The organism is Dyella sp. ASV21, from assembly GCF_016428975.1.
Taxonomy (GTDB): Bacteria; Pseudomonadota; Gammaproteobacteria; order Xanthomonadales; family Rhodanobacteraceae; genus Dyella.
In genome coordinates this window covers 21156-46204 of sequence record NZ_JAELTT010000025.1, presented here as the reverse complement: position 1 = coordinate 46204, position 25049 = coordinate 21156, and the positions used below count along the sequence as shown (strand labels likewise).

Sequence of the window (25049 nt, the reverse complement as noted above, 5' to 3'; positions counted from 1 at the left end):
GAAATGTTCGCTTCCCAGCCAAAGCGGACTCCATATCCTTTCGCGGTAAAAAAGCGCGAGGGTTCGCTCTGCAAGCCATAACGCCTGCATACTGCGGGGCGTCCTTTACATCGGTCCGGAGTCATCATGCGTCGTCGCGACTTTCTCACTGGAGCTGTAACCGTCACCGCCGCGGCGTCCACCGCCCTTATGTTGGGCAGCTCTCCGGCTCACGCCGCGCCTGCCGCCCTGGCCGGGTTGGCCTCCATGACCTCGGGTGCCAAGCCCATCTCGGTGGAGGAGCGCCAAGCGCGAATCGCCAAGCTGCAGCGGCTCATGGTCGACCAGAAGATCGGCGCCTTGATCCTGGAGTCGGGCTCGAGCCTGGATTACTTTACCGGCGTCCAGTGGCATCGCTCGGAGCGTACGACAGCCGCCGTGATCCCGGCGCGGGGCGACATCGTCGTCGTGACCCCTGCCTTTGAAGAACCTTCGATCCGCGAGACTTTGGCGGTGGGTGGCGATGTGCGTCCCTGGAACGAGCATGAAAATCCGTTCGCTCGCCTTGTCGGAGCGCTTCGCGACCGTGGCGTTACCTCTGGCCCGATCGCTTTCGAAGCCACGACGCGTCTGTTTATCGTCGACGGTGTGCGTGAGGCAAGCGCCGGTGCCTACCCTGTGGTCTCTGGCGACGCGCTGGTGAAAGCCGTTCGGCTGATCAAGTCCCCGGCCGAACTCGCGCTGATGCAAACCGCCAATGACGTGACCCTGGCGGCGCTGCGCTACGTCCACGGCAACGTGCGCTCGGGCATGCGCCCCGATGAAATCGCCGCCATGATGAACGCTGCCACCGTCGCTCTTGGCGGCGCGCCGGAGTTCGCGCTCGTGTTGATCAACGAGGCCAGTGCCTATCCGCATGGCTCGCATCAACCGCAGACGCTGCGCGAGGGTTCGGTCATCCTGATGGACGTGGGCTGCAACGTGCATGGTTATCAGTCGGACATCTCGCGCACCTGGGTGATGGGCCAGCCGACCGCGAAACAGCGAAAGGTCTGGAATACCGTCAAGCGCGGCCAGGAGATCGCGTTGAGCGCGGCCACCCTGGGCACTCCGGTCGGCGCCATCGATGACGCCGTGCGTGCCTACTACGAAAAGGAGGGCTGGGGTCCTGGTTACCACCTGCCCGGTCTTCCTCACCGTACCGGCCACGGCATCGGCCTGGACGGCCACGAGCCTCCCTACCTGGTCCATGGCGACGCCACGCCGTTGGCACCCGGCATGTGTTTTTCCGATGAGCCCGGCATCTATATTCCCGGCGAATTCGGCATCCGGCTGGAAGACTGCTGGCATATGACCGAGAGTGGCCCGAAACTTTTTACCCAGCTCGCCAAATCCATCGAAGACCCGATCTGATGGGGATCGGGGCAATGGAGGATGTCCGGTAAAGCCGATGGTTCCAGCCATGGATCGGATATGCGAGGGCTTGTGCCGTGAGCGTCGGACGCTTCTACTCGCTCGCTTGGGCGGACCTGGAGCGGCCTGACGTTTGCCACGTTTTTTAGCCAAGACATGTGGAATCCAGGCGAGGGCGCCGCAGGATGCGTGCGCTGATGGTCCTCCTGTTTGGGCGCCTTTGATAGGGTGTTGCGAGAACAAGATCGAGCGAGCGGTGGGTTCACCGTCACGCCCTTTTAAGGCCGTCGTCTTCGAGCGAGTCTGCCGCCTCAACAATGTCCGTAGATGGACTCATTCCCATGGCAAACTCCTCCATAGCTCTGGCGTCCCTCGCGATTCGCAGCGGACCTCTCCGTTAACCGCGCGCCCTTGCTGCGCCGCAGTTATCCGTTCAGGTGGTCTCAAGTAGACCGAATACCTTGCTCGCGCCCCTTTTTCTTCAAGCCGCCTGCATCTGATGGCCGCCAGGTTCCGTATCTATGAGTGCTTCCAACCGGAAGTCGCTTGCTACGGAGATAATCATGAAGAGCAATCAACGCGGGCTTTCGATGCTGGTGGGCACGGCCCTGGTGTTCGGCGTCGCGGCATTTTCACCTTTGGCCATGGCTGGCGCGATGGATGCGCCGGCATCCGTGATGGTCGGTGGTGCGGCGATGTATCCGACAAAGAACATCATCCAGAACGCCGTGAACTCCAAAGACCACACCACGCTGGTGGCAGCCGTGAAGGCGGCCGGGCTCGTGGATACCTTGTCCGGCCCGGGTCCCTTCACCGTCTTTGCACCGACCAACGAAGCATTTGCTGCGCTGCCGGCCGGTACGGTGGATACGCTGCTCAAGCCGGAAAACAAGGCGAGCCTCGTCAAGATACTGACTTATCACGTGGTGCCGGGGCGACTCACGGCGAATGACTTGTCGACGAAGGTTGCGGCCGGCGGCGGCAAGGCCGAACTCAAGACGGTGCAGGGCGAGACGCTGGTGGTAAGCAAGGATGGCGACGGCTGGGCCGTGACGGATACCAAAGGCAATACCGCCCACGTCACCATTGGCGATGTGATCCAGTCCAATGGCGTGATTCATGTTGTCGACAAAGTGCTGATGCCCTGATGGCTAAGCGCTAGCAAGCACCATCGAGGCCGGCACGGCCAACCATGCTGGCCTCGAGTCGGTGCTATCGGTGTGGCTCTGCTGCTGTGGCGAGTCCACTGGATGCTGGCCGTGCAGCGTTGGCGCTGCCGCTGCTGGTGGACGCCGCAGCGAGGGCCCTTCCTCTATCGTGGCAACTGGCGACGTTGAATGTTCGCTATCGGTTTGACGCAGACACCATCCGATGTGCATTTGCCGGCTGAAGGTCGATCGATCCATAAGACAACATGGGTGTTGATGCAGAGTGCAGGCGAGGCGATGCCGGGATCTCACGCTATGCCTTTGCGTCACAAGCAAGGCGGTTCTTTTCGGCCCGACGTACGATGTCCGCGTTCGCTCGGGGCGCCTCCGCGGAGAAGGCGACCGTTGTTCGGGCTTCCCTAGTTCTTGCCGCCCGGCATCACCGTGGTGGTGTTGCTGCTTTCGCCGCCGCCGGTGTCGTTGCGTTCGGGTCGCATGGTGCGTACCACCATGTCCTGCGGGGTGGTAAGCGGCAGGCCGGATTGACGCAGCTTTTCGATGACCTCAAACAGCAGGTCGCTCTTGACGTTGCCGGCGTCGCGCGGGTTGCCGACGTAGGCAGTGCATACGAACAGCATGGAGCCGCTGTCGATGCTGTCCAGTTGCACGCTGGGCGAGGGCGTATTGAGCGTGCCGGGGTGGTTGCGCAGGATATCGAGCACGATCTGCCGCACCTTGGTGGCATCCGTGCTCAAGGGCATCGGCAGGCGGATCTGTACGCGGCCCAGGGCATTGGCGAGGGTTACGTTGCGCACGTTTTGGGTGATCAGCTGCGAGTTGGGGACGATCATGGTGGAGCGATCGCTCAACTGGATTTCGGTGGCGCGCACGTTGATGCGGCGGATATCGCCCTCTACACCGCTGATGCTCACCCAATCGCCGACCTTCACCGGTCGCTCGGCCAGCAGGATCAGGCCGGAGATGAAGTTCTGCACAATGGCCTGGAGGCCGAAGCCGATACCCACCGACAGCGCACTGGCGACCCACGCGATGCTCTGCACGTCCACCTTGAGCGCACCGAGCACCAGTACGAAAACCAGGATGCCGCCGACGTAGCCGAGCAGGGTGACGATAGAGGTCTGCATGCCCAGGTCGAGCGAGGTCTTGGGCAGCAGTTGCTTGCCGAGCCAGCGCTTGATCAGGCGTACCACGATGGCGCCCAGCAGCAGCACCAGCAGGGCGTTGAAGATATTGGTGGGGTTGATGGTGAGGCTGCCCAGCGAGCGGCCGGCGAACAGCCGCGTGCCGCGATCGACCAGTTCGGAGGGGCCGGCGCCATACGGCGCCAGGATCAGCGGCAATGCAAGCAGCAAGAGGAAAGTGCGACCCACGCCCGACAACACCGTCGCCGCCTGTTCCAGCCGAGCGGGGGCGATGCCGAAGGTTTCCTGCATGCGTACGCCGGTGCGCGAATCGGGCGAGAGCAGCGATTCGCACAGGTCATTGATCAGATGCATGAACAGGTACAGCCCGGCGATCAGGAAGCCGGCACTGAGCATCTGCCGGGCCATGAAAAAGCCGAATGCGATGTAGCCGGTGAATACGGCGACCAGGGTCAGCACCGAGCAGGCAAAGGCGCCAGCCACCAGCAAGCCCACCCATAGCGGACGTTCGGCGGGCGTGCCGCCACTGATGATGAGCGCCCGGCGCGCGCGTCCCATGCGAATCAAGGCCGCGCCTATCAGCCCGCCGATCAAGGTGGCGGCGAAGGCATTGGCGGCCATGGCGGTGGCCAGGCTGGCGCCGATATGGCTGGTGACGTGCTCGATCACCGCCAGCAGCAGCGCGCTATAGGCGAGCAAGGTGGGGAACAGGCGCAGGCGCTTGGCGAGATCGTCCGAAATGGGCGGCAGGCGCCACGAGGGTCGCTTGACGCTGAGTAGCGCGCGCCCCAGTCCGCCCAGGATGGCGACGATGAACACCACCCGCACCATGGGCTGCATCAACTCGTCCAGGTCCGGGTCGTAGGCGCCGTTCCAGTTCACGCCAAGGTAAATCAGCCATGCGGCCAAGCCGTAGGTGAGGGCGGTGCCCAGCGTAATCAGCACGGCCATCGCGCTACGGCGCAGGTGGCCCGAGGGCAGGTATTTGCTGGCGAGGTCGAGGATCTGGTGTTCCAGCAGGCGTCGACCCACCGCGAACAAGGCGATGCCGGCCAGCAGGCAGGCGATCAGCGGAATGCGATTGCCTGGTTGCCACGCCTGCGCGAACGCGCCCTTGAGTGACTTGCCGAGCGCGTTGAGGCTGGCGCCGTCGTCGGGCAGGTTTTGCGAGAGCCGTGTCCAGAACACCACGCTGAGCGGCGAGGCCGTGCGCTGGCTGATCTGCGCCTGGAACAGGTCGCGCCGCAAGCTGGCGATCTGGGTGATGAGCTGTTGGCTTTCCAGGCTCAGCGACTTGGACTGGGTGAGCTGGCCGGCGAGGTCGGTCTTGTCCTTGTTGAGCTGTTTGCGCTGGCTCGCGACCTCGGGCGCTTCCGCTGGGGCGCCTTTTTCCGGGGCCGGCCCGAGCACGTCGAGCTTGGCCTTGAGCGCATCGGCCTGCGGCGTCAGGCTTGCGGTGAGCTGGTCCGCCTGTTGCTGCACCGCCAGGGCCTTGGCACGCGCGTCGGTAAGCAAGGCGTCGGTGAGCTTGCTGCGGTCGGTGAGCGATTGCTTGATCTGATCCAGTTGCGCACTGAGCTGATCGGGCGTGGCTTGCGTGGCCTGCGGAATCTGCGCCGCGTTCTGCGGGGTGGCGGCGTTCTGGCCGTTTTGCGCCCAGGCCGGCGCGGAGGCCCCGGCGGCGAGGAGCAGGATCAGCAGCAAGCGAGACAGGATAGGCATGCCGGCATGATCCGGGCGCGTTCCAGAGCGGTCAATGAATAATTGCCTTGACGCCGCGTTCAGCCCCGGGCTTTCACGCTTTCACCATGACGGACCCAGCAACGCATTACGAGGCCCCGCCGTGGGACGGCGACACCGCCAAGGCGCGTGCGTTACAGGTAACACTGGCCGCGCAGGTGCGGCTGGTGGACGAGCATCCGCCCCTGCCTTATGTAGCCGGCGTCGACGTGGGATTCGAAGACAACGGCGCCGTGACGCGTGCGGCCGCCGTGCTGCTCGATGCGCAGACCATGGAGCCCGTGGCGGAAACAGTGGCGCGCCTGCCCACGCGCATGCCGTATATCCCGGGCCTGTTGTCGTTTCGCGAGTTGCCGGCGGCATTGCTCGCCCTGGAGCAGCTGCCGCGCACGCCGGATCTGGTTTTTGTGGACGGGCATGGCGTGGCGCACCCGCGCGGGCTGGGCATTGCGGCGCATCTGGGCGTGGTGACGGGCTTGCCGACCATTGGCGTGGGCAAGTCGATTCTGGTGGGCACCCATGAAGAGGTCGGCCCGCGTAAGGGCGAGCGCGTTCCGTTGCTTTACAAGGGCAAGGTCATCGGCTGGGTCCTGCGCAGCAAGGACCGCACGCGCCCGCTCATCGTGTCGCCCGGGCATCGCGTGAGCATGGCGAGCGCACCGGCGCTGGTGCTGGCCTATTGCACCACGTACCGCTTGCCCGAACCCACCCGACTGGCCGATCGGCTGGCCTCGCGTCGCGATCAGCGCGTGCGCAAGCGTTCCGCCGGGTGAGCGGTTATGTGCCGGCGCGATGCCACGTGTTGGGTATCAGGCGATAGCCGAAGGCGGCGGCCAATTGGGTGATCGCGGCCAGCGTCACCGGGTCGCCTTGCGGCGCGGCGGATGGCTCGGGCGAGCCGATGCGCCAGCGTGCCCGCTGATGGGGAAGCAGGCGACAGGCCGCAAGGCCGCGTTGTTCCAGATCGCGCAAAAAGCGATAGACGGTGCCGAGGCTGGTGCGCGGCTCCCACAAGCGAGCCCGGCGCAGTATTTCTACTGCGTCGGGTTCGTCGGTGGCGTCGCACAACACCTGCCAGATCGCTACGCGTGGCGGCGTCACTCGCCATCCCGCCCTTGCCAGCATTTCGCGCGCATCGGTGGTCATGGCGACGGTGACGTCAGCCATCCTGGCGGCCCTTGGCGATGTCCTCGGCCGCGCGGCGGATGATGTCGCCGATGCGCTTTACCTCGGCGGCATTCCACGGGCCGCCGTGCATGAACAGCGCTCGCTTGAGGTTGTGCATGGCATCGCGCAGCGCCATCGGGGCGGCGGCGCGGGCGAACATTTTGGCCGTCTCCTCCATGCGCGACATCACCGCATCCACTGCCTGCTTGTTCTCGGTGAGGAATGCCTTGCCTTCTTCGGTGATGGTGTAGAGCTTCTTGCCGTCGTCGGCCGTGACGCTGGTATGGCCGAGCTCTTCCAGCAGGGTGAGGGTGGGGTAGACCGCGCCGGGGCTGGGCGCATAAGCGCCATCGAACATCTCCTCGATGGTGCGGATCAGTTCATAGCCGTGCCGCGGCTGCTCGGCGATCAAGGCCAGCAGGATGAGCTTGAGGTCGCCGTGGCCGAATACGCGGCCGCCACGGAAGCGACCGCCCATGCCGCCCTGGCCTTCGTCGTCGCCAAAGCCCCGGCCGAAGCCGCGCCCACGTCCGTGCCCACGACCCATGCCCATGGCTTCGCGCGCCCAGGCGTCGCGGCTGTCGCAGCCGCCCCGGCCATGGTGAGCGTGGTGGGCGTGGTGCCAATCAAACAAATGACGGAATCCCATATGTCTCTCCGATATATCGTAAGTAACAGTCTTAAGTAACAGTCTTAAGATATATCGTAAGATTTCCGAAATTCAAGTGCCCCCGGGTTTGGGGGTGGTTCTGGGCGGCAGCTTGGCTTGAAACCGGGCTTGCACGCCTTCAGGCCTACACTGTTGCCCCCAAGGCTTTACCCCCAAGGACGATTCCCCATGGTGTTCCGCTGGTTCGAGTCGCTGATCGACGCTTTCAAGGACCCCGTCGACGGCATGCCACCGCAGTCCGTGTGGCGCTTCTACGTGTTCTACCTGCGCCAGGTGTGGCCGGTGTTCGCCGCCACCATCGTGGTCGGCTTTGGGGTGGCGATCGTGGAGGTATCGCTGTTTGGCTTCATTGGCAGCATCGTGGACATGACCAAGGAAACGCCGGCAGCGGATTTCTTTCGCCTGCATGGCGACAAGCTGCTGTGGATGGGCTTGGTGGCGTTGATTGCGCGCCCGCTACTGATCGGGCTGCATGACTTGCTGGTCAATCAGGCCATCGTGCCCAACCTCACCAATCGCATTCGCTGGCAGAACCATCGCTATGTGATTCGCCAGAGCCTGGGCTTTTTCCAGAACGACTATGCCGGGCGCATCGCCAACCGCATCATGCAGACCTCCGGTGCGCTGCGTGAATCGGCGGTGCAGATCGTGGATGCCATTTGGTACGTGGCCATCTACACCGGCAGCGCCATCGTCATGTTCGCGCAGGCCGATTACTGGCTGGCCCTGCCGCTGATACTGTGGCTGGGTGCCTACGTGGCGACGCTGGCGTACTTCGTGCCGCGCACCAAGGAGCGTTCGTGGCGGCAATCGGAAGCGCGTTCGCGCCTGATGGGGCGCATCGTGGATGGCTATAGCAACATCCTCACGCTGAAGCTGTTCGCGCATACCCTGCGCGAGGAAACCTACGTGGCCGATGCCATGGGCGAGCAGATCACGCGCATGCGTGCGATGACGCGGCTGACCACGGCGATGGACGCCACCATCACGACGCTCAATGGTTTTCTGATCGTGGGCACGTCGGGCCTGGCCGTATGGCTATGGAGCCAGGGCAAGGTCACCGTCGGCGCGATTGCGCTATGTACCGGTCTGGTTATCCGCATCAACAACATGTCCGGTTGGATCATGTGGGTCATCAACGGCATCTTCGAAAACGTGGGCACCGTGCAGGATGGCATCGAGACCATTTCCCGGCCGCGCACCGTGCAGGACAGCGAAGGCGCCATGCCGCTGGAAGTCACCACGGGCGCCGTGCATTTCCAGGACATCCATTTTCACTACGGCAAGAAAGGCGGTGTGATCGCCGGGCTCGACCTGGCCGTGCGTGGTGGCGAGAAGATCGGCGTGGTAGGGCCGTCGGGGGCGGGTAAATCCACCTTGGTGAACGTGCTGTTGCGCCTTTACGACCTGGAGGGTGGACGCATCCTGATCGACGGGCAGGACATTGCGCGGGTGGCGCAAGAGAGCCTGCGTGCGCAAATCGGCGTGGTCACGCAGGATACCTCGCTGTTGCATCGCTCGATTCGCGACAACCTGCTGTACGGTCGTCCCGATGCCACCGAGGCGCAGATGCTCGACGCGGTGCGCAAGGCGCGCGCGGACGAGTTCATTCCGCTCTTGGTGGATGGCGAGGGCCGCTCGGGCTACGACGCCCATGTGGGCGAGCGCGGCGTGAAGCTGAGCGGCGGCCAGCGCCAGCGTATCGCCATCGCCCGCGTGCTGCTCAAGGATGCGCCTATCCTCATCCTCGACGAAGCTACCTCGGCATTGGATTCGGAAGCGGAGGCCGCCATCCAGGAAAGCCTGGAGCTGCTCATGCGCGGCAAGACCGTGATTGCGATCGCGCACCGTCTTTCCACCATCGCGCGCATGGATCGGCTGGTGGTGATGGACAAGGGCCTGATTGTGGAGAGCGGCACGCACGCCGAGCTTATCGCGCAGGGCGGCCTCTACGCCCGCTTGTGGCAACGGCAGACGGGTGGCTTTGTCGCGGCCGAGGATCCCGCCGAGGACGGTGCCGTCGCCTGAGCGTTGAACCGGTGTGAATGCCGCTGTCGCCTTGGTGACGCCTGCGACAGCGGCGGTTCCAGAAGGTGAACGGCAGGCGCTTCCTTCAGCTTTCCTTGCCCCATGCTTCACGGTGCAGCCGCCAGCATCGCCCCTTCGGTTGTATCGGAGGTGCGTGATGCCTACTGCAAAAACTTTGGCGCGTGCGCGCAAGGACAGGCGTGAAGGTAAGTCGGCCAGCACGCAGGCGGGCGAATTCGTGCGGGAAGAGATCAAACGCATTCGCGCAGGGAAGCATGGTGCGCGCTCGGCGCGGCAGGCGATCGCCATTGGTTTGTCCGAAGCGCGCCGCGCGGGCATCGAGCTGCCCGCCGCAGGCAAGCGCAGCACGCGCAAGCAGCCGGCTGCAAAGAAATCCAGCAAGGCCGCCTCCGCCAAGCGCAGTCGCGCGTCCACCGCCGCGCTCAAGCGCGAAGATTCTGCGGCAGCGTCCACGCAGGCGTTGTCACGCCAGGCGCGCAAGGCCGCGGCCAAGCGCACGCCGGCACAGCGCTCTGCTTCGGCCAAGCAGGCCGCACGCACCAAAGGTGCGGCGGGCCGCAAGGCAGCCGCCAAGAAAGCGGCCAGCACTCGCGCGGTGAGTCGTGCCGCCGGTGCCACCCGCGCTGCTCGGCATCGCGCCATGCAATCGCGCGGTGGTTAGCGTCCACCGCTACGACGGCGACGCACATATCGCTCTTCCGCGCGCGCTGGCCCGGCATGGATGTGCCTGCCTGGATGGTTATCCAGCATCGCCCTGGCCGGGCGACGCTGGATCGCCGGCCGGCTGGGCCTCGGGCGGTTGTTCGGGCAGGGCCGTGCCCACCGCCGACGCCTGAGTGGTGGCGGGCGCATCAGACATTTGCGGCGGCGATGGCTCGCGACGCGGGAAACTCATGCTGGGCAGTACGTCATCGCGACGGATCAGGCCGTGATAGAGCGCGGCGCCCATGTGCCCCAGGATCGCCAGGAAGAACACATAGGCCAACACGCCATGGGCCAGTCGCAGCCAGCCGAACAGCGCGCCATGCGCCGGAACCAGTGGCGGCAGCGGCCAGCCGTGCAGGATGGTGACGGGATAGCCCCCCGCCGACAGCATGGCCCAGCCGATCAATGGCATGGCGAACATCAAGGCGTACAGCACCCAGTGCGATGCATGCGCCACCCATTGCATCGAGGCGGGCATGTCGGCGGGCAGCGGCGGTGCACGGAAGCGTAGCCGCACGCCAAGGCGAATGATGGCGAGCACCAGTATCGCGATGCCGAGCGGCTTGTGGATGGCCAGCAGCCAGGTGTGCTTGCTCGATACGGTGGACACCATGCCCACGCCGATAAACAACATGGCGAGGATCAGCACCGCCATGGTCCAGTGCAGTACACGCGCCAACGGATGAAAGGCCGGATGCGTATTCATGGCTGGCTCGCTTTCGTCGCGTCGGCGGCGGGGGCACTGCCTGGCACATGGGCTTCTTCGCCGGTGCGTCGTCGATAGGAGTCGGCATAGGCGGATGCGCGGGCGGCAAGCAGTGGGTCGTCGGAAATGGCGATGCCGTGGGGCAGCACGGTGGGGTCGTAGTTGACGTCGCGGCAGGGGCCGCTTGCCTGATCCTGCGCGTGTTCAATGACCAGGGTGCCAGCGTCGATGGTGGGACGTTCGGCAGGCCACACCCGCGTGGCATCGTTGGTGGGGTCCTCGGGCGCGCCCAGCGTTACCAGCAAGTGCCAACGCAGCGGTCCCTGCGCGAGTCGTCGATCGAGGTCGTCTGTCAGATCGTCTTTCGAGGGCGGCCCAGCGGGCGCATCGGTGTGGTCGGCGGTTTCCGGCGCTACACGCCAGCGCACAGGGTGCTTTCGCCCAGCGGCATCGATGAAGTAGAACGCATCGAGGCCGTAGTAGCTCTGCGTGGCAAAGCTGGCCGATGGCCTGGTGGTCTTGGCCCAGGCAAGGAAGGGGCCGGTTTCCGGGTGCGCGGCGAAGAACGCCGCCAGACGCGCGGGGTCGGGTTTATGTGTGGCGGGGTCCGGTCGCGCCGCGAGCAGCTGCTCGTAGAAGGCTTGGGGCGTGGCGACCACGAATACCGGCATGTTGTTCATGCCGGTGCGCCATTGCTCGCCGCCCGGCAGGTCAAAGCGCAGCGCCAGGCTGCGCACGGGCGAGCTGTCATCGGGTGCCGCGGGGTTGCCGCCGGGAATGGCGAGTCGCCCGATCACCGGCGTGCGGCCCTGGGCGAACACGCGGGCGACCGAGTAGGCCGCGGCGGCGCCATTGCTTTCGAAGTAGCCGCTCACACACACGCCCTTGGCGTGGTTGCGGCGGTAGCCGGGATGCCATCCCGCGTTTTGCTGAAGCGCGTCCACGATGCGTTGTGCGCTCAAGCGTGAGGGGGCCAGCCAGCCAGCGGTATAGCTAAAGGCAACGCCGAGCGCGAGCACGGGCGCTCCAACGAGCACCCATCGTCCGAGGTGGTGAGACGGTCGTGCGCGGGGGGACGGCGTTGGCATGGTCGGTGTCCTGCGGACCGAGGGGGAAGTCTCTGTGTTCGCCCGAGTCCTTTCGGCGGTTACCTGTCGCCTTCCATCCGAGCGGCTCCTGGCAGTGTAGATAAGCCCAAGTGCAGGAACTGTCCTCGCCCGGTGTCATTCCGGCGATGGCAGCATCGCTCGACGCGCCCTGGGCCGCCACGAATGTCGGAAAACGCCTTCCTGGTTGTGGGCTTGCTGGATGCTAAGGTCGGCGGAATCGGTGTATCGCCGCACGCACAGCCAGTCATCCCTGCATGAAGTTGCAACATTTGCGTAGCTTGGTGGCAGTGTATGAGGCCGGTAGCCTGCAACAGGCGACCAAGCGGCTACACATCAGTCAGCCCGCGCTGAGCCGTACACTGCAATCTCTCGAAGAGGAGCTGGGCGTGACGCTGCTCGTGCGTTCGAGCCAGGGCGTCAGCCTGACACCGTTCGGCGTGCGCCTGATCGCCCATGCGCGGCATGTGCTGGAAAGCGTGGGGCGGGCTCGACGCGACATCGACGAGATGAAAGGCGTGGTGGCGCAGAGCGTTTCCGTTGGTATTACTACCGTCTCGGCGCTTTCCGTATCGCTGGAGGATGCCTTGGCGTCGTTTCATGCGCGCTACCCAGCCACGCGGCTGTGCATCCATGAACTTGGTCCGCTGGCGATAGCCACCATGCTGCGCGAAGGCACGCTGGATTTCGCGGTGAGCACGCATCCGGCGGAGAACTGGAGCGGGCTGGAGACGCTGGAAGCCTGTCGAATCGCGACGCGCTTGTCGGTGCGTCTAGGTCATCCCTTGGCCGGGGCCTCGGATCTTGGCCAATTGCATGACTGCCTATGGGTAACCCCCGTTGCCGGACCGGGTACGGCGTTCGATCAGCTCTTTGCGCAAAACGGCTTGTCGCCGCCATCGCGCGTGTTCGAATGTTCGTCGCTCAATCTTGTGCTGGATGCCATGGTGGCGTTGGATGCCGTGGTGCTGGGGCCCCAACTGAGTCCGCGCATGATTCAATCGTTCGGCCATCAGGTGGAGACGCTGCGCATCGCCCAGCGTCCTGCCGAACGATCCGTGCGTTTGATCGCACTGCGTCGTGCGTTGCTGCCGAGCTCGGCGGCAGCGCTGTTTGATCTTGTCTACGCATCGTTGCAGCGGCAGTACGCGCCGGTCGATTGATGGCGACCGGCGCGCGCCCCTTACTTGGTTACGGGCTGCATGACATTGATGACGGCAAGCGTCATCGCCGCCACACCCGTGCGGATCACCGGTTCTGGCGTGGGAGCGAACATCGGCGAATGATTGACCGGCAGGCTTTGGCCGTGCTGTTTGGCTTGCGCAAACGCTTCGGCGGGATACACGCCCACCCCGAAGAACACGGAGGGCACGCCGGCAAGGATGAATTCCGAATAGTCCTCGCTGCCGGCGGTGGGCGCGGGCATCGCCCTGGCTTTGTCGCTGAACGCCGCCTTGAACGCGCCGGCCGTGCGCTCGGTAAGCGCAGGGTCGTTCACCACCGACGGATAATTCATGGCGCTGCTCAGGCGCAGCTCCGGTGCGCTCGCCCCGGCCATCTGCGCCACGCCACGGGCGGTGCGATCAATGCCGGCGAAGAGTTGGTCGCGCACGGCGGGGTCGTAGCTGCGGATGGTGCCGCGTACCACGGCCGTATCGGGAATGATGTTGCCCGCACTGCCGCTCTGGATAGCCCCGACGGTAATGATGCCGAATGCGGCCGGGTCCTTCTCGCGGCTGATCACCGATTGCACGTCCACCACAAAGCGTGAGGCCATCAGCACGGGATCGATCGCCTCCTGCGGCATCGAGCCATGCGAGCCTTTGCCGTGGAAGGTAATCAACAAATCGTTCGCGCTCGATGTGGCGGTGCCGGCGCGGTAGTACACCCCCAGTGGCGCGGGCATGACGTGCAAGGCAAAGCCCAGGTCGGGCTTGGGAAAGCGTGTGAAAAGGCCGTCATTCAACATGGCCTTGGCGCCGCTGATGCCATCCACGGCGGCTTCTTCCGATGGCTGGGCGATAAACATGAGCGTACCGTGCCACTGATCCTTCATCGCCAGCAGACTCTTGGCCGTGCCCACCCAGGTCGCCATATGCAGATCATGACCGCAGGCATGATCCACAGGCATCTCCTCGCCATGCCACATCTGCCGCGCCCGACTGGCATAAGGCAAGCCCGATTTTTCCTCCAGCGGCAGGGCATCGAGTTCCGTACGCACCATGACCGTGGGCCCTTCGCCGTTCTGGTAGATGGCGACGAGGCCGGTTTTGCCGACGCCCTCGGTCACCCGGAAACCCAGCGCGCGCATTTCCTTGGCCAGCCGGTTGGCGGTGCGCGCCTCCTGAAAGCCTAACTCCGGATGCGCATGGAGATCCTTGTAGAGCGCATCCAGGCGTGGGTAGTCCTTGTCGAGCTGTTGATCGATGGCCGCTTTGCTCGCGGAAGGCTCAAAGGCCAGCGACGCCGTAGGCAGCGCAGCCGCCCACAGGCAAAGCGACAGGGCAAGGTGATGCTTGCGAATCATGGTGTTCTCCTTGGGGGCTGCTCAGAGCGAGACGTACAGCGTCGACATCCACACCAGGGACGGTGAGTGCTTGGGCACCAGCACGGGGTGATCGGTGTAGGACAACGCGTGGTTGAAATACACGCCACGCATCAGGTGCAGCGCATAGCCTATCGATACCGTTTCGCTGCTTTCGATAGGGGTGAGGCCCGTGCGCTGGTGCAAGGCTTGTTGCGCCCATCGACTTACCCGCTTGTACTGGTAGCCCAGCGTGGCCATGTCGTAGGGACGACTGTTGAATGGGCCGATGCTGTACAGGGTGAACAGCACGTCCTTGTCGTAGGCGTTGCGGGTGCTCGGCACCTGATCCAGCTTAAGGTCGGTGTAAAGGCCGCGTACGGGGTTGTTCGGGTCCGGCTGGGTGTACTGCTGGGTGAACGCCAGGTAGTACATGTGATTGCTTACCGTCGGGCGACCTTCCTTGAAGTTGAAGTAGTCGCTGGTGTTGTACACGCCACCCGCGCGTACCCAACTGGAAAGCTGGCCCGCCTTCGGCATCAGGCGATAGCCGAATTCATCGATGTAGAGCGTCTTGGCGTCAGGCACATGGATGCTGAGCCCGGAGGGGTTCTGGCGGGAGTCCTCCTGAAAGCCCTGCGGGCTGCTACTGCGCGCCACGCCAAAATGGTTGTAGTAGCGCATGCTGGGTGAGTACAAGCGCAGATCCATCGCCGGCACGGGTTTGAAGCCTCCCACTGCGATGCCCGATTCGTACATCAGGTTGCTGGTGGGACCCAAGGCCGATGCCGCTACGCTGGTGCCGAGGATCGCGCCATAGAACTTGGCGCCAATGGTGAAGAAGCCATATTCCAGGCGCACGCGCGAATCGGCGAACTCCTGCTCTATGGATAACTGATTCACGTAGGTGGAGCGCAGGCCATTGCCTCGGTAACTGTTCTGGAACCAGGTGAGCTGCACGGCGAACTGCGCGTTGTTGCCGAACGCACCCACGCGCGAAAGGTCATACGTGAGATAGATGTTGCTGGTGCCCTGGAACGTGGGGCGCTGGCCGGCGTATTGCTGAGGAACCCGCCGGTCGGCGTCCTTGAGATCGTAGGCACCTTGCACGGCGGTGTAGTTCTGTATCAGCCAGCCGTGTTGGTACATCGACTGCCGCAGGCCACCCAGTTCCGGCGCGATGGTGTCGCAATTGGTGAGGATGGCCGTTTCCGAGCCGCGCAGGCGCAAGCTGTCGTATTGCAGGCAGCCGGTGCCCTTGGCGGCGCGGGCGATGCTGTCGTCCGCATGGGCGGGCGTGGCCGACAGCGAGAGCAGCGTCGCGCCCAGCAGCGGTGCTGCGATGCGCAGGGCAAAGCGGTTCGACGCGCCGAGGCGCGTTGCGTTGATCATGATGATTCCCCAGAAAACGAATGAAAAGCTGCCGCCGATCCGGCGGAGCCCTGATGGCACCGTCAACGCGACGGCATTAGACGGGCGGGGAGGGCGGTCGTGGCGAAGTAGACATGTGGCCCGTGCATTCCTTGGCAAGTCCTGAGCCCAGCGCAACGGCGCTTCACACGGACACGGCGTCCGCGATGCGAAGCCTGGGGCAGGCTAGGACGGTTGGGTAAATCCGCTGATCGTGCCGCGGCCCCTGGGCATGACCCGGGACGCAGCCCGAGGCGACGTACATGGCCTTCTGGATAGCATGGGGTTTCACCCCTGCTGTAATCGTTTTATTTCATGGCAATGCGGAAAAGTCATGGCCCGAGTTGTTTGACTACTCGGCGTGTGGCGATGCTCGCTATGCGCCGCGGCCCGCCGCTGCGCTGCCAGGCGATCACGCGCTTACGGCGTGGGGGCCTCTATCCACCCTTCCAGGTGAATGTCTTCAGGCTCCAGCGCCAAAAGGGCCGGATCGGGATGCGCGGTTGGCACGCAACCGAGGCCAAGGTAGAAATGGATGGTGGCTTGCGAAGGTGTTGCCGAGACGTACAGAAAGCGCGCCCCCAGATCGCGCGCATGCGCTTGCGCCGCGCGATACATCTGCGTGCCAAGCCCGCGGCCCCGATACGCATGGCTGACATGCAGGAATTTAAGCTGCAGCCCACCGCCGTGCTGCCCGAGCCGGCGATTGTCCACGATCACCGCGCCTATCAGGCACTCACCATCGAAAAGGCCCGCGAGCCAGCCGCCACGATCAAAGCAGTCGAGCAGCAGTGGCGTGTAATGTTCGGGCTCACCTTCGGGCCAGCCCTCCACATCGAAGAACGCTGGATACAGACGCAGACGGCCTTGTTCCAGTCGATAGATCTGATGAATGACTTCGCGCCGGTCAATGCGCCAGACCTGCTCAATTTCATCGCGCTGCAAGGTGCGCATGACGAGCGAAGCGTTGTTGTGCTGAAGCGTCATGGGTGAAAACTACAATGCGCCCCTGTCAGGAGCATGTGAGGAGGGGGCGAGCACGAGTGCGATGCGTGCGCTCTTCGCTGCGGCGAGAGCGCGCCTGCGCAGGATAATGACGTGCGCTCACTTGCGCCACGACTCAAATGCCGCATTGCCGTGCAGTGGCGCATAGAGCGGGTCCTTCAATTCGATCCGGCCCCACACCGGATTAAGCGAAACGAACACGCCGAGATAGTCCAGCGCGGCATCGTTGTCTCCCATGCTTATGGCGAGGCGTGCGGCACGCCGCCAGATACGGTCCCAGCCATGACTCAGGCGCAGCGCATCGGCCAGGGAGGCGCGCGCAGCGCCATGCGAGCCTTTCCCTGCTTGCTGTTCGGCGTGGATGATCGCCTGCCATGCATCGTGCTGATCCATCAACCGGCTCAGGTCCTTGATGGGGTCCGCGGCGCCGTCCACGCGCAGATCGATGTCCTGCCAGTTTCCCTCGGTGGTGCGCACCACTAAGGCGGCTGACATTCTCCCGGTGACTTGTCCGCCGGCATCCTGGCCGGCCACAAGACTGGCCATCAGCCGCTGCGCCAAGGTGCCCCTCGAGGACAGGAACGCCTGCTGCATGGCCGATATCACCTGGGCGCCTGCCAGGCCGTTGCCTTGCACCGAATAGCCGTCGCCGTGGGCCGCGCCAGCCCATGTGGCGTTCAACGCTTCGGCGCCGGAATAGTTGGCGGAGTGACCTTGTGCATCGACCACCCCGACTTGTCGCTCGGCAATGGTGGAACCGTCGAAGTGCTGATCGCCATCGAGCAGTCGCTGGATGGTGGCGGTGGGCGATTGCCCCGATGCCAACAGCGCCAAACCTTTGGGGCCATAAGTGGGATTGGTTTCGAACTGCGACACGAGTGCGCCCACCCGAGCCTGGGCGTAGGGCACGCTGGCGCCAACGGCGAGATTGTTCGTGGCTACGGCCGCACCACAATTGCCGGCATGGTCGCAGGCGACGATGGAGAAGGTTGCGTCAGCGGCGAACGGCGTAACGAGTAACAGTGTGGCCGATAACCGCAACCAACGGGCGAAGAACGACGCTTTCAGCGCGTGGACTGGCATGAAGCCTCCCGGACGAACATGGCCGCAACGGTAAATGCCTGGCGAACGCCGGGTTAGATGCCGCGTCCGGCCAAAGGGTTGCATCTCGGCCGCCGTCTAGCGATCGGATGGGGCCCCAGCCCTTGAAGCCAGCCATCGAACGTAGTCATCGGGTTGGTCGATATCGAAGAACGCCGCCGGCAGATCGAGCGTGTCGACTTGTGCGGCGTGCTTTTGCAACACGGCGTGCGCGCCGCGCGGCCCGGACAGCGTCATCAGTTCATCCGCGAGGGCGATCGGGAAGACGCACGGTGGGCCGAGGCGATCCTGGTGGCGACACGCGAGAATGCGTTCCGGCGAGGCGGCATGGGTGAGCCGCAAACCTTCCAGGTCGGCGACCTCAATCGCCGGCTGGTCCGCCAGCAACACCATCAGCGACTGCACGGGTTCCGCCTGCAGCAGCAGCTCCTTCACGCCTATCGCCAGCGAGCCACCCATGCCGGCTGGCCAGTCGTCGTTGGTGATCGCGCAGACCCCTAGGTTATGCAGGCTGGCGATCACCCGATGGCTCCGCGCACCCACGACGACGACCACGGGGTCTAACCCGGCGGCCAGGGCGTTCCTGGCGGCGCGTCGCACCATCGGTTCACCGTCGATAGCGATGACCTGCTTGAGGGAGCCAAACCGGCTGGCATTGCCGGCGGCAAGAATGACCGCGCCCGTGCGCGTATGGATGGTACTCACGGGTGAATAGCCGTTCGGGACTGTTTCAGCGACCCGCCGCTACGGCCATTGCGCGTCGCCAATACCTCGGCGGCGATGGCCAGGGCGATCTCCTGCGGCGTTTCCGAGCCCACATCCAGCCCGGCCGGCACATGCAATCGCTCATCCGCATGAGGGAATGCTGCCCGTATCTGCGCCGCACGCTGACGTGAACCGATGACCCCGACGTAATGAAGCGGGGTGGCAAGCAGCGGCCCGAGATAGGCGAGATCGCGGTCCAGGCGATGGGTCATGACCACGGCGGAAGTTGTGCTGTCGAAGGCTATGTGCTCGACCAGCGCCTGCGGTGAGGCGACCAGATGATGAATACCGCTGAGTGGCGTGCCTTCGCTGCGACGGGTACTCACCAGGGTTGTGTGCCAACCCAATTGGAACGACAGCTGTGCAAGCGTCTGTGCGCCGATGCTGTCGCCGATGATAACGAGCGCGTGCGGCGGATGCAGCGCCTCCAGCAGCACGTCATAGCGCCGCCCCTGGCTTTGCACGGACTGCACCACGGCAGCCGTGGAGGAGGCCGTGGACAGGGTGGTTGCAAGAACCTGCTCGCCCAGCGCCGCGCTCTCGATATTGCTCCAGCGATGGTTGCCGCCATGCACTAGCCGTTGTGGGCGCCGCGCCAAGGGCATGCCGTCGACCGCGAATACCGATGCCATGGTGCCGGATTGGCGCTGCTCGCGAAGCTGTGCAATGGCGTCGAGAAACTGCAGGTCTTCCGGCTGCGACCACGGTTCGATGAATACCTCCAACTCGCCGCCGCAGCCGGTTTCGATCATCACGTCGTAGTTGCTGTCGCGACCGTATGCGACGAGGGTCGGCTGGCCGTCCTTCATCGCCTGATGGGCGTGCAGCACGATGTCGCGTTGCGGGCAGCCACCGGAGAGTTCGCAGACCAGCCCGCCATCGCGAAGCACCAGCATGCTGGCGCCGGCTCGGCGGAAGGTGGAGCCGCGCGTACGGGTGATGGTGACCAACGCGGCCGCGCCGGGGTCGCGCCGCAGGTCCAGCGACCGCGCGGCGCGATAGAGCGACTGGAATTCCTGGGCGACGTTCATGGCCTGCCATCTTCGACGGTTCCTGCGGATGTTCCGACATGGCGACGGGTAAACGCCAGCGCCGCCTGTGGTGACCTCGTGAAGATGTCTTCACTTGTCTTTTCGTTTCCACGGGGGAGAATCCCCCAGTCCATCGCCCGTATCGTGGCTACCGGCCACGGTGATGCCAGCATCCGCCAGCCAGGGAGGTCTTCATGATTGTCCTTTCCATCAACGGCCAGGACACCCAGGCCGACGTGCCAGACGACATGCCGCTGCTGTGGGTGCTACGCGACGTACTTGGCCTCAATGGCACCAAGTTTGGATGCGGCATGGCGCAATGCGGTGCCTGCACCGTGCATCTGGATGGGCAGGCCATTCGCTCCTGCGTGCTGCCCGTGGCGGGCGCGGTCGGCAAAAAGATCACCACCATTGAAGGCATTGGTGACACGGATATCGGCAAGCGCGTGCAACAGGCGTGGCTGGGCATCGAAGTGGCCCAGTGTGGCTATTGCCAGACCGGCCAGATCATGTCGGCCGTGGCGCTACTCGCGCAGAAGCCGTCACCCACCGACGCCGATATCGACGCGGCCATGTCGGGCAATCTGTGTCGTTGCGGCACCTATGTGCGCATACGCGCGGCCATCAAACAGGCCGCGACGGGCCAAGCGACCTTGCCACAAACCATCGCCTGATAGCCGCGCCCCTCCCAACGCCTCACTGTCGAGAGTTCGCCATGATGCTACGCGTTGACCATGTACCGGATGAGGTTGAACTGGAGAACCCCGCACGCCGCGAGCTGATCAAGCGGGGTGGACTGGTGGTTGCCTTCATGGCGCTGGGCGGCGGCAGCCGCGTCTGGGGGTACGCCGACCACGGCCCCGTCCCGGCGGGCGCCCCGGAATTCGCTCCCAACGCGTTTATCCGAGTGGGCCGCGATGGAAGCGTGCAACTGGTAATGCCCAGTATCGAGATGGGGCAGGGCGCGTATACCGGCCAGGCGACCTTGCTGGCGGAGGAGCTGGATGTCGGGTTGGATCAGATCACCGTCGAGCACGCTCCGCCCAATCGCAAGCTCTACGCCAACCCTCTCCTGGGCGAGCAGGCGACCGGCGGCTCCACCACCATTCGCTACTGCTGGAAGACCCTGCGCGATGCCGGTGCGGCGGCGCGCTACATGCTGGTGACAGCAGCGGCGCAGCGCTGGAAGGTGGATGCTGGCCAGTGCACGGCATCGCGTGGCGTCGTTACGCACACCGCCAGTGGGCGCAGCTTGCCCTACGGTGAACTGGTCGATGCGGCATGGAACGTGCCGCCCCCGGACAAGGCGCCATTGAAGGACCCCAAGGACTTCCAGTTGATCGGCAAGCCGCTGCGTCGCGTGGACACGCCCGGCAAGGTCGATGGCAGCTTGCCGTTTGGCATCGACATCCGCGTGCCCGGCATGAAGGTAGCCACCGTGCAGGCGAGCCCTACCTTTGGCGGAAAGCTGGCGTCAGTGGACGACGCACGCGCGCTCTCGATACCCGGCGTACTCAAGGTGGTGAAGCTCGATAACGCCGTCGCCGTGATTGGCGAGCACTTCTGGGCTGCCAAGAAGGGGCTGGAGGCGCTGGTGATTACGTGGGATCGCGGCGCCAATGGCGCGTTCACCACCGAGCAACTGTTCAAGGACATGGCTAACGCTTCCGAGCACGGCACGCCCATCGTGGCGCGTGAGGTGGGCAACGTCGGCAACGTGAAAGGCAAGGTCATCGCGGCAACCTACCAATTACCCATGCTGGCGCACGCCACCATGGAGCCGCTCAATACCACGGTGCATGTAAGGCCCGATGCGTGCGAGATCTGGGTGGGCACACAGGTGCCCGCCCGCTGTGTCGATGTGGCGGTAAAGGTCACCGGCCTCCCGGCGGAGCGCATCCAGGTGCATAACCAGTACATGGGCGGCGGCTTTGGGCGCCGCCTGTTCGAAGATTCGGTGGAGCAGGCGGTCGCCATCGCCAAGCAGGTGGACTACCCGGTAAAGGTGATCTGGACCCGCGAGGAAGATATCGCGCAGGATCGATATCGTCCGGCCTACTACGACCGCATCGCGGCCACCGTGGACGACAAGGGCCGGCCGCAGGCCTGGACTGATCGCACCACCGGCGCGTCGGTGATGGCCGTCTTCGCACCGCCCGGGATGGGCAAGAACGGCCTCGATCCGGACCTGGTGGAGTGCGCCGCCGAGATCCCCTACGAAGTGCCCAATCTGCGCGTGGAATGGGTACGCCACGACATGCCCGCAGGCGTTCCCGTAGGCTGGTGGCGTGGCGTCGGGCCGGTGCACAACGTATTCGTGGTGGAGAGCTTTATCGACGAACTCGCGCACGCGGCCGGTAAAGACCCCGCAGCGTACCGTCGTGACTTGCTGGGCGAGCATCCGCGTGCACACGCCGTGCTCGACCTCGCGCTCGAGAAGTCGGGTTGGGGCAAGGCTGCGCTGGGTGCGCGCCAAGGACGGGGTATCGCGCTTGCCGCGCCGTTCGGCAGCTATCTCTGCGTTGTGGTGGATGTGGCCGTATCGCCGCAGGGCGAGGTGAGCCTGTTGCGTGCGGTGGCGGCCGTCGACTGTGGCACCGTGGTGAACCCGAATACGGTAGAAGCACAAGTGCAGGGCGGTCTCGTGTTTGGCTGGAGCGCGGCTCTGTACAGCGGCATTACCTTGAAAAACGGCGCGGTGGAACAGCGCAACTTCAATGACTATCGCGTGCTGCGGCTCAATCAGACGCCACCGATCGAGGTTCACCTCGTCCCCAGCCAGGAGTCGCCCGGAGGCATCGGCGAGACGGGCACCGTCATGGCCATGCCAGCCTTGACCAACGCCATCTTCGCCGCCACCGGCGTACGGCTGCGGACGCTGCCTATCGATGTAACGGCGCTCGTACAGAACAAGGACGCCCTGAAGGCCGCGGTGACGGAGGCGACCCCCGCATCGCCGCATGTCAGTGTCACGCCTGGGCAACTCGGGAGGCTCGCATGAAAATCGGGCGCATCGTGGGAACCGTCATCGGCGTGCTGGTGTTGGTCGGCATCATCTTCACCGCCTACGCGTGGATCACGGTGACGCACACCGGCAACGAAGCAACCCCATCGGCGAGCACCGGCACCCCGGCGGATCTGCCATCGCAGGTGGCGCGCGGCGAGTACCTCACGCGGGCCGCCGACTGCGAGGCCTGCCACACCGTAGCCGGCGGCCGCGCGTTCGCGGGCGGTGTTCCGTTCAAGCTGCCGTTCGGCACGATCTACTCCTCCAACATCACGGCAGACGCGGAAACCGGTATCGGTCGCTGGAGCGATGACGACTTCGTACGTGCCCTGCATGCGGGCGTGGACAAGGATGGTCGGCCGCTGTATCCGGCTTTCCCCTATACCTCTTACACGGCTCTGAGCCGTGACGACATCCTGGCCATCAAGGCGTATCTGTTCAGCCTGCCGGCCGCGCATGCGCCGACGCCGGCCAATGACTTGTCATTTCCGTTCAACCAGCGCTGGGCCGTAAGCATGTGGAATGCGCTGTTCTTGAAAAAGGAGCGTTTCCAGCCCGAGCAAGGCAAAACGGAAGCCTGGAACCGAGGCGCCTATCTCGCCACGGCACTCGGTCATTGCGGCGAATGCCACACGCCGCGAAATGTCGCCTTCGCCATGAAAAATGGCGAAGCGCTCGCCGGTGCCGAGTTGCAAGGTTGGAAGGCCTACAACATCACCTCCGACAAGGATCATGGGATCGGTTCGTGGAGCAGCCAGGAACTCATCCAATACCTTTCCAAGGGGCATGCGGCCGGCCGTGGCACGGCCTCCGGCCCGATGGGCGAGGTGGTGGAGTACAGCCTGCAGTACCTGACCCCATCCGATCTTTCTGCCCTCGCCACCTATCTTGGCGACGTCAAACCGCAGCAGAGCGGCATTCCTGTACGGCCGGCTTCCATGCCCTCTACCCCTCCATCGCAGGCCGTCGCCTCGGCGAGCATGGGTGAGCAGCTATTCGTCGGCGCCTGCGCGGGATGCCACCTGGATAACGGACAAGGCCGGCAGAGCGACTACGCCACACTCACCGGCATTCGTTCGGTACGCGATCCGCACGCAACCAACCTCACTCAAGTCATCCTGCACGGCACGGAGTTGAACGTCGGCGGCCAACGCATCTTCATGCCTTCGTTTGGCCGGGCCTATTCCGACGCCGAGATCGCCGCGCTGTCCAATTATGTGGTCACCCATTACGGCGGCCAGTCCGGCGCATTGAGCGCGGCGGACGTGGCCGGGCGACGCTGAAGCCCGCGTGGCGGCAATTACAGCGCCACCATAACGACGCCCCGGAGTTTTCCGGCGCATGCCTCATGCAGCGCGCGTGGCGCGCTATCGATGCCATGGAACGTTGTGTGCGTAAGGTGGAAATCCCCCTCGCTCTGCCACCGGCGCGCGCATTGAAGCCATTCCGCGAACGCCTCGGTGGCATCGCTGTCCGCGCTATAGCCTCGCAGCGTTATGCCCTTGATGATCAGTTGAAAGGAATCGATTTCCAGCGGAGCACGAAGGCTAGCCTCGCTGACATTCAACTCGGCCGTGAGTGCACCCAGCAGCACGAATCGCGCACCTTCGCGCGCGCAAGCCATCGCGGCGGATAGCTGCTCTCCACCCACCATATCGACAAACACATCGATGCCATCGGGCGCGGCTTCAGCCAATGGCTCGATGATAGGTCTGCCGTTGCGCATGATTACGGTGTCGTAGCCAAGCTCCGCTTTCATCCATTCGGCCTTGTCCTTCGTACCGGTACTTCCAATCACTCGGCCCGCGCCCAGCTTGCGGGCGATCTGTCCGGCCATGGAACCGATGGCTCCCGCGCCACTCGAAACAAAGACAGTGTCGCCTTCGCGGATCTGTATTCCCCGTGTCAGCGCCGCATAGGCCGTCCAGCCGTGGCCAAGATAGGCCGCCGGGTCGATGGGCTCGTTACCCAGCGCTACACATTGGCTCGCATCGACCGCAGCGTATTCACGCCAGCCCAAGGGATGATAAATCAGGTCGCCCACACGAAAGCCGCTGTCGTGAGGACAGGAAACGACTTCACCGATGGCGCCGTCCGCCAGCACATCACCCGGCTTGAGTACGGGAAAAGGAATGCCCTTGACCGCTTCGGCGCCGTGGGTGGCCATCAAGCGCGTGGATACGGATACGCGAAACCAGCGATTGCGTACGACGACATCGTTCGCTCCCGGCACGGGTACGGCTTCGGTAATGACAAAGTGCTCCGGAAGGAGCGTGCCCGTGGGATGCGCTGCAAGCCGCACCTCTCGGGAAGAGGTCATCTTCATGTTCATGGCTGTGTATTCCTTGCATCGACGTACA

At 64.4% G+C, this 25049-nt stretch carries 21 protein-coding genes; 9 read left to right on the top strand and 12 right to left on the bottom strand.

Annotated features, from left to right (window positions below; genetic code table 11):
• Positions 1 to 126 precede the first annotated feature (126 nt).
• A complete protein-coding gene (locus tag JHD67_RS10620; RefSeq protein ID WP_199099158.1) occupies positions 127 to 1392 on the top strand; it encodes a Xaa-Pro peptidase family protein in 1266 nt (421 codons plus the stop codon).
• A gap of 563 nt (positions 1393 to 1955) precedes the next feature.
• The gene (locus tag JHD67_RS10615; protein ID WP_199099157.1) at positions 1956 to 2540 is read left to right on the top strand and encodes a fasciclin domain-containing protein; all 585 of its coding nucleotides are present in this window, start codon (positions 1956 to 1958) and stop codon (positions 2538 to 2540) included.
• 419 nt (positions 2541 to 2959) lie between these two features.
• On the opposite strand, the gene JHD67_RS10610 is transcribed toward JHD67_RS10615, so the two are convergent.
• Complete coding sequence (locus tag JHD67_RS10610; protein ID WP_199099156.1) at positions 2960 to 5425, bottom strand: DUF3772 domain-containing protein; 2466 nt, start codon at positions 5423 to 5425, stop codon at positions 2960 to 2962.
• A gap of 86 nt (positions 5426 to 5511) precedes the next feature.
• Between JHD67_RS10610 and nfi the strand changes: the two genes are divergently transcribed.
• Positions 5512 to 6216, top strand: coding sequence for a deoxyribonuclease V (gene nfi / locus JHD67_RS10605; RefSeq protein WP_199099155.1), 705 nt, complete (start codon positions 5512 to 5514; stop codon positions 6214 to 6216).
• A gap of 4 nt (positions 6217 to 6220) precedes the next feature.
• On the opposite strand, the gene JHD67_RS10600 is transcribed toward nfi, so the two are convergent.
• Both JHD67_RS10600 and JHD67_RS10595 read right to left on the bottom strand, forming a co-directional pair.
• Positions 6221 to 6610, bottom strand: a complete 390-nt coding sequence (locus JHD67_RS10600; RefSeq protein WP_199099154.1) for a transcriptional repressor — start codon at positions 6608 to 6610, stop codon at positions 6221 to 6223.
• Positions 6603 to 7259 (bottom strand): PadR family transcriptional regulator, encoded by a 657-nt coding sequence (locus JHD67_RS10595; protein WP_199099153.1) that lies wholly within the window; start codon positions 7257 to 7259, stop codon positions 6603 to 6605. The genes JHD67_RS10600 and JHD67_RS10595 overlap by 8 nt, the downstream gene beginning before the upstream one ends.
• 192 nt (positions 7260 to 7451) lie before the next feature.
• Between JHD67_RS10595 and JHD67_RS10590 the strand changes: the two genes are divergently transcribed.
• On the top strand, positions 7452 to 9308 hold the full coding sequence (locus JHD67_RS10590) for an ABC transporter ATP-binding protein (protein ID WP_199099171.1): 1857 nt from the start codon (positions 7452 to 7454) through the stop codon (positions 9306 to 9308).
• Positions 9309 to 9465: 157 nt separating this feature from the next.
• Entirely contained in the window at positions 9466 to 9990 is a 525-nt protein-coding gene (locus JHD67_RS10585; RefSeq protein WP_199099152.1) for a DUF6496 domain-containing protein, read from the top strand.
• Between the two features lie 78 nt (positions 9991 to 10068).
• Here JHD67_RS10585 and JHD67_RS10580 read toward each other — a convergent pair whose 3' ends face one another.
• Positions 10069 to 10740, bottom strand: a complete 672-nt coding sequence (locus JHD67_RS10580) for a cytochrome b (RefSeq protein WP_199099151.1) — start codon at positions 10738 to 10740, stop codon at positions 10069 to 10071.
• The gene (locus JHD67_RS10575; RefSeq protein WP_199099150.1) at positions 10737 to 11828 is read right to left on the bottom strand and encodes a catalase family peroxidase; all 1092 of its coding nucleotides are present in this window, start codon (positions 11826 to 11828) and stop codon (positions 10737 to 10739) included. The genes JHD67_RS10580 and JHD67_RS10575 overlap by 4 nt, the downstream gene beginning before the upstream one ends.
• A 275-nt stretch (positions 11829 to 12103) precedes the next feature.
• Between JHD67_RS10575 and JHD67_RS10570 the strand changes: the two genes are divergently transcribed.
• Positions 12104 to 13009 (top strand): LysR family transcriptional regulator, encoded by a 906-nt coding sequence (locus tag JHD67_RS10570; RefSeq protein WP_199099149.1) that lies wholly within the window; start codon positions 12104 to 12106, stop codon positions 13007 to 13009.
• Between the two features lie 20 nt (positions 13010 to 13029).
• Here JHD67_RS10570 and JHD67_RS10565 read toward each other — a convergent pair whose 3' ends face one another.
• The 6 genes from JHD67_RS10565 to JHD67_RS10540 all read right to left on the bottom strand — a co-directional run bounded on the left by JHD67_RS10565 (position 13030) and on the right by JHD67_RS10540 (position 19682).
• Positions 13030 to 14373 (bottom strand): amidohydrolase, encoded by a 1344-nt coding sequence (locus JHD67_RS10565; RefSeq protein WP_199099148.1) that lies wholly within the window; start codon positions 14371 to 14373, stop codon positions 13030 to 13032.
• 21 nt (positions 14374 to 14394) lie between these two features.
• A complete protein-coding gene (locus JHD67_RS10560) occupies positions 14395 to 15762 on the bottom strand; it encodes a carbohydrate porin (RefSeq protein ID WP_199099147.1) in 1368 nt (455 codons plus the stop codon).
• Positions 15763 to 16200: 438 nt separating this feature from the next.
• Positions 16201 to 16767 (bottom strand): GNAT family N-acetyltransferase, encoded by a 567-nt coding sequence (locus JHD67_RS10555; protein ID WP_199099146.1) that lies wholly within the window; start codon positions 16765 to 16767, stop codon positions 16201 to 16203.
• Between the two features lie 117 nt (positions 16768 to 16884).
• A complete protein-coding gene (locus tag JHD67_RS10550) occupies positions 16885 to 17868 on the bottom strand; it encodes a DUF1028 domain-containing protein (RefSeq protein WP_199099145.1) in 984 nt (327 codons plus the stop codon).
• A gap of 96 nt (positions 17869 to 17964) precedes the next feature.
• Complete coding sequence (locus tag JHD67_RS10545) at positions 17965 to 18591, bottom strand: nucleotidyltransferase family protein (protein WP_199099144.1); 627 nt, start codon at positions 18589 to 18591, stop codon at positions 17965 to 17967.
• Positions 18588 to 19682: an XdhC family protein gene (locus JHD67_RS10540; RefSeq protein ID WP_199099143.1), complete on the bottom strand. Its 1095-nt coding sequence runs from the start codon at positions 19680 to 19682 to the stop codon at positions 18588 to 18590. Before JHD67_RS10540 ends, JHD67_RS10545 begins: the two co-directional genes overlap by 4 nt.
• 194 nt (positions 19683 to 19876) lie before the next feature.
• On the opposite strand from JHD67_RS10540, the gene JHD67_RS10535 reads away from it, so the two are divergent.
• The 3 genes from JHD67_RS10535 to JHD67_RS10525 are packed head-to-tail and all read left to right on the top strand — an operon-like array spanning position 19877 to position 23972.
• Positions 19877 to 20356 carry a (2Fe-2S)-binding protein gene (locus tag JHD67_RS10535; RefSeq protein ID WP_199099142.1) on the top strand — a complete coding sequence of 160 codons (480 nt, stop codon included), beginning with the start codon at positions 19877 to 19879 and terminating at the stop codon, positions 20354 to 20356.
• A 41-nt stretch (positions 20357 to 20397) separates the two neighbouring features.
• A complete protein-coding gene (locus JHD67_RS10530; RefSeq protein WP_199099141.1) occupies positions 20398 to 22683 on the top strand; it encodes a xanthine dehydrogenase family protein molybdopterin-binding subunit in 2286 nt (761 codons plus the stop codon).
• Complete coding sequence (locus tag JHD67_RS10525) at positions 22680 to 23972, top strand: cytochrome c (protein WP_199099140.1); 1293 nt, start codon at positions 22680 to 22682, stop codon at positions 23970 to 23972. Before JHD67_RS10530 ends, JHD67_RS10525 begins: the two co-directional genes overlap by 4 nt.
• 17 nt (positions 23973 to 23989) lie before the next feature.
• Here the strand turns inward: JHD67_RS10525 and JHD67_RS10520 are convergent, their stop codons facing one another.
• The gene (locus tag JHD67_RS10520; RefSeq protein ID WP_199099139.1) at positions 23990 to 25021 is read right to left on the bottom strand and encodes an NADP-dependent oxidoreductase; all 1032 of its coding nucleotides are present in this window, start codon (positions 25019 to 25021) and stop codon (positions 23990 to 23992) included.
• Between the last annotated feature and the right edge of the window lie 28 nt (positions 25022 to 25049).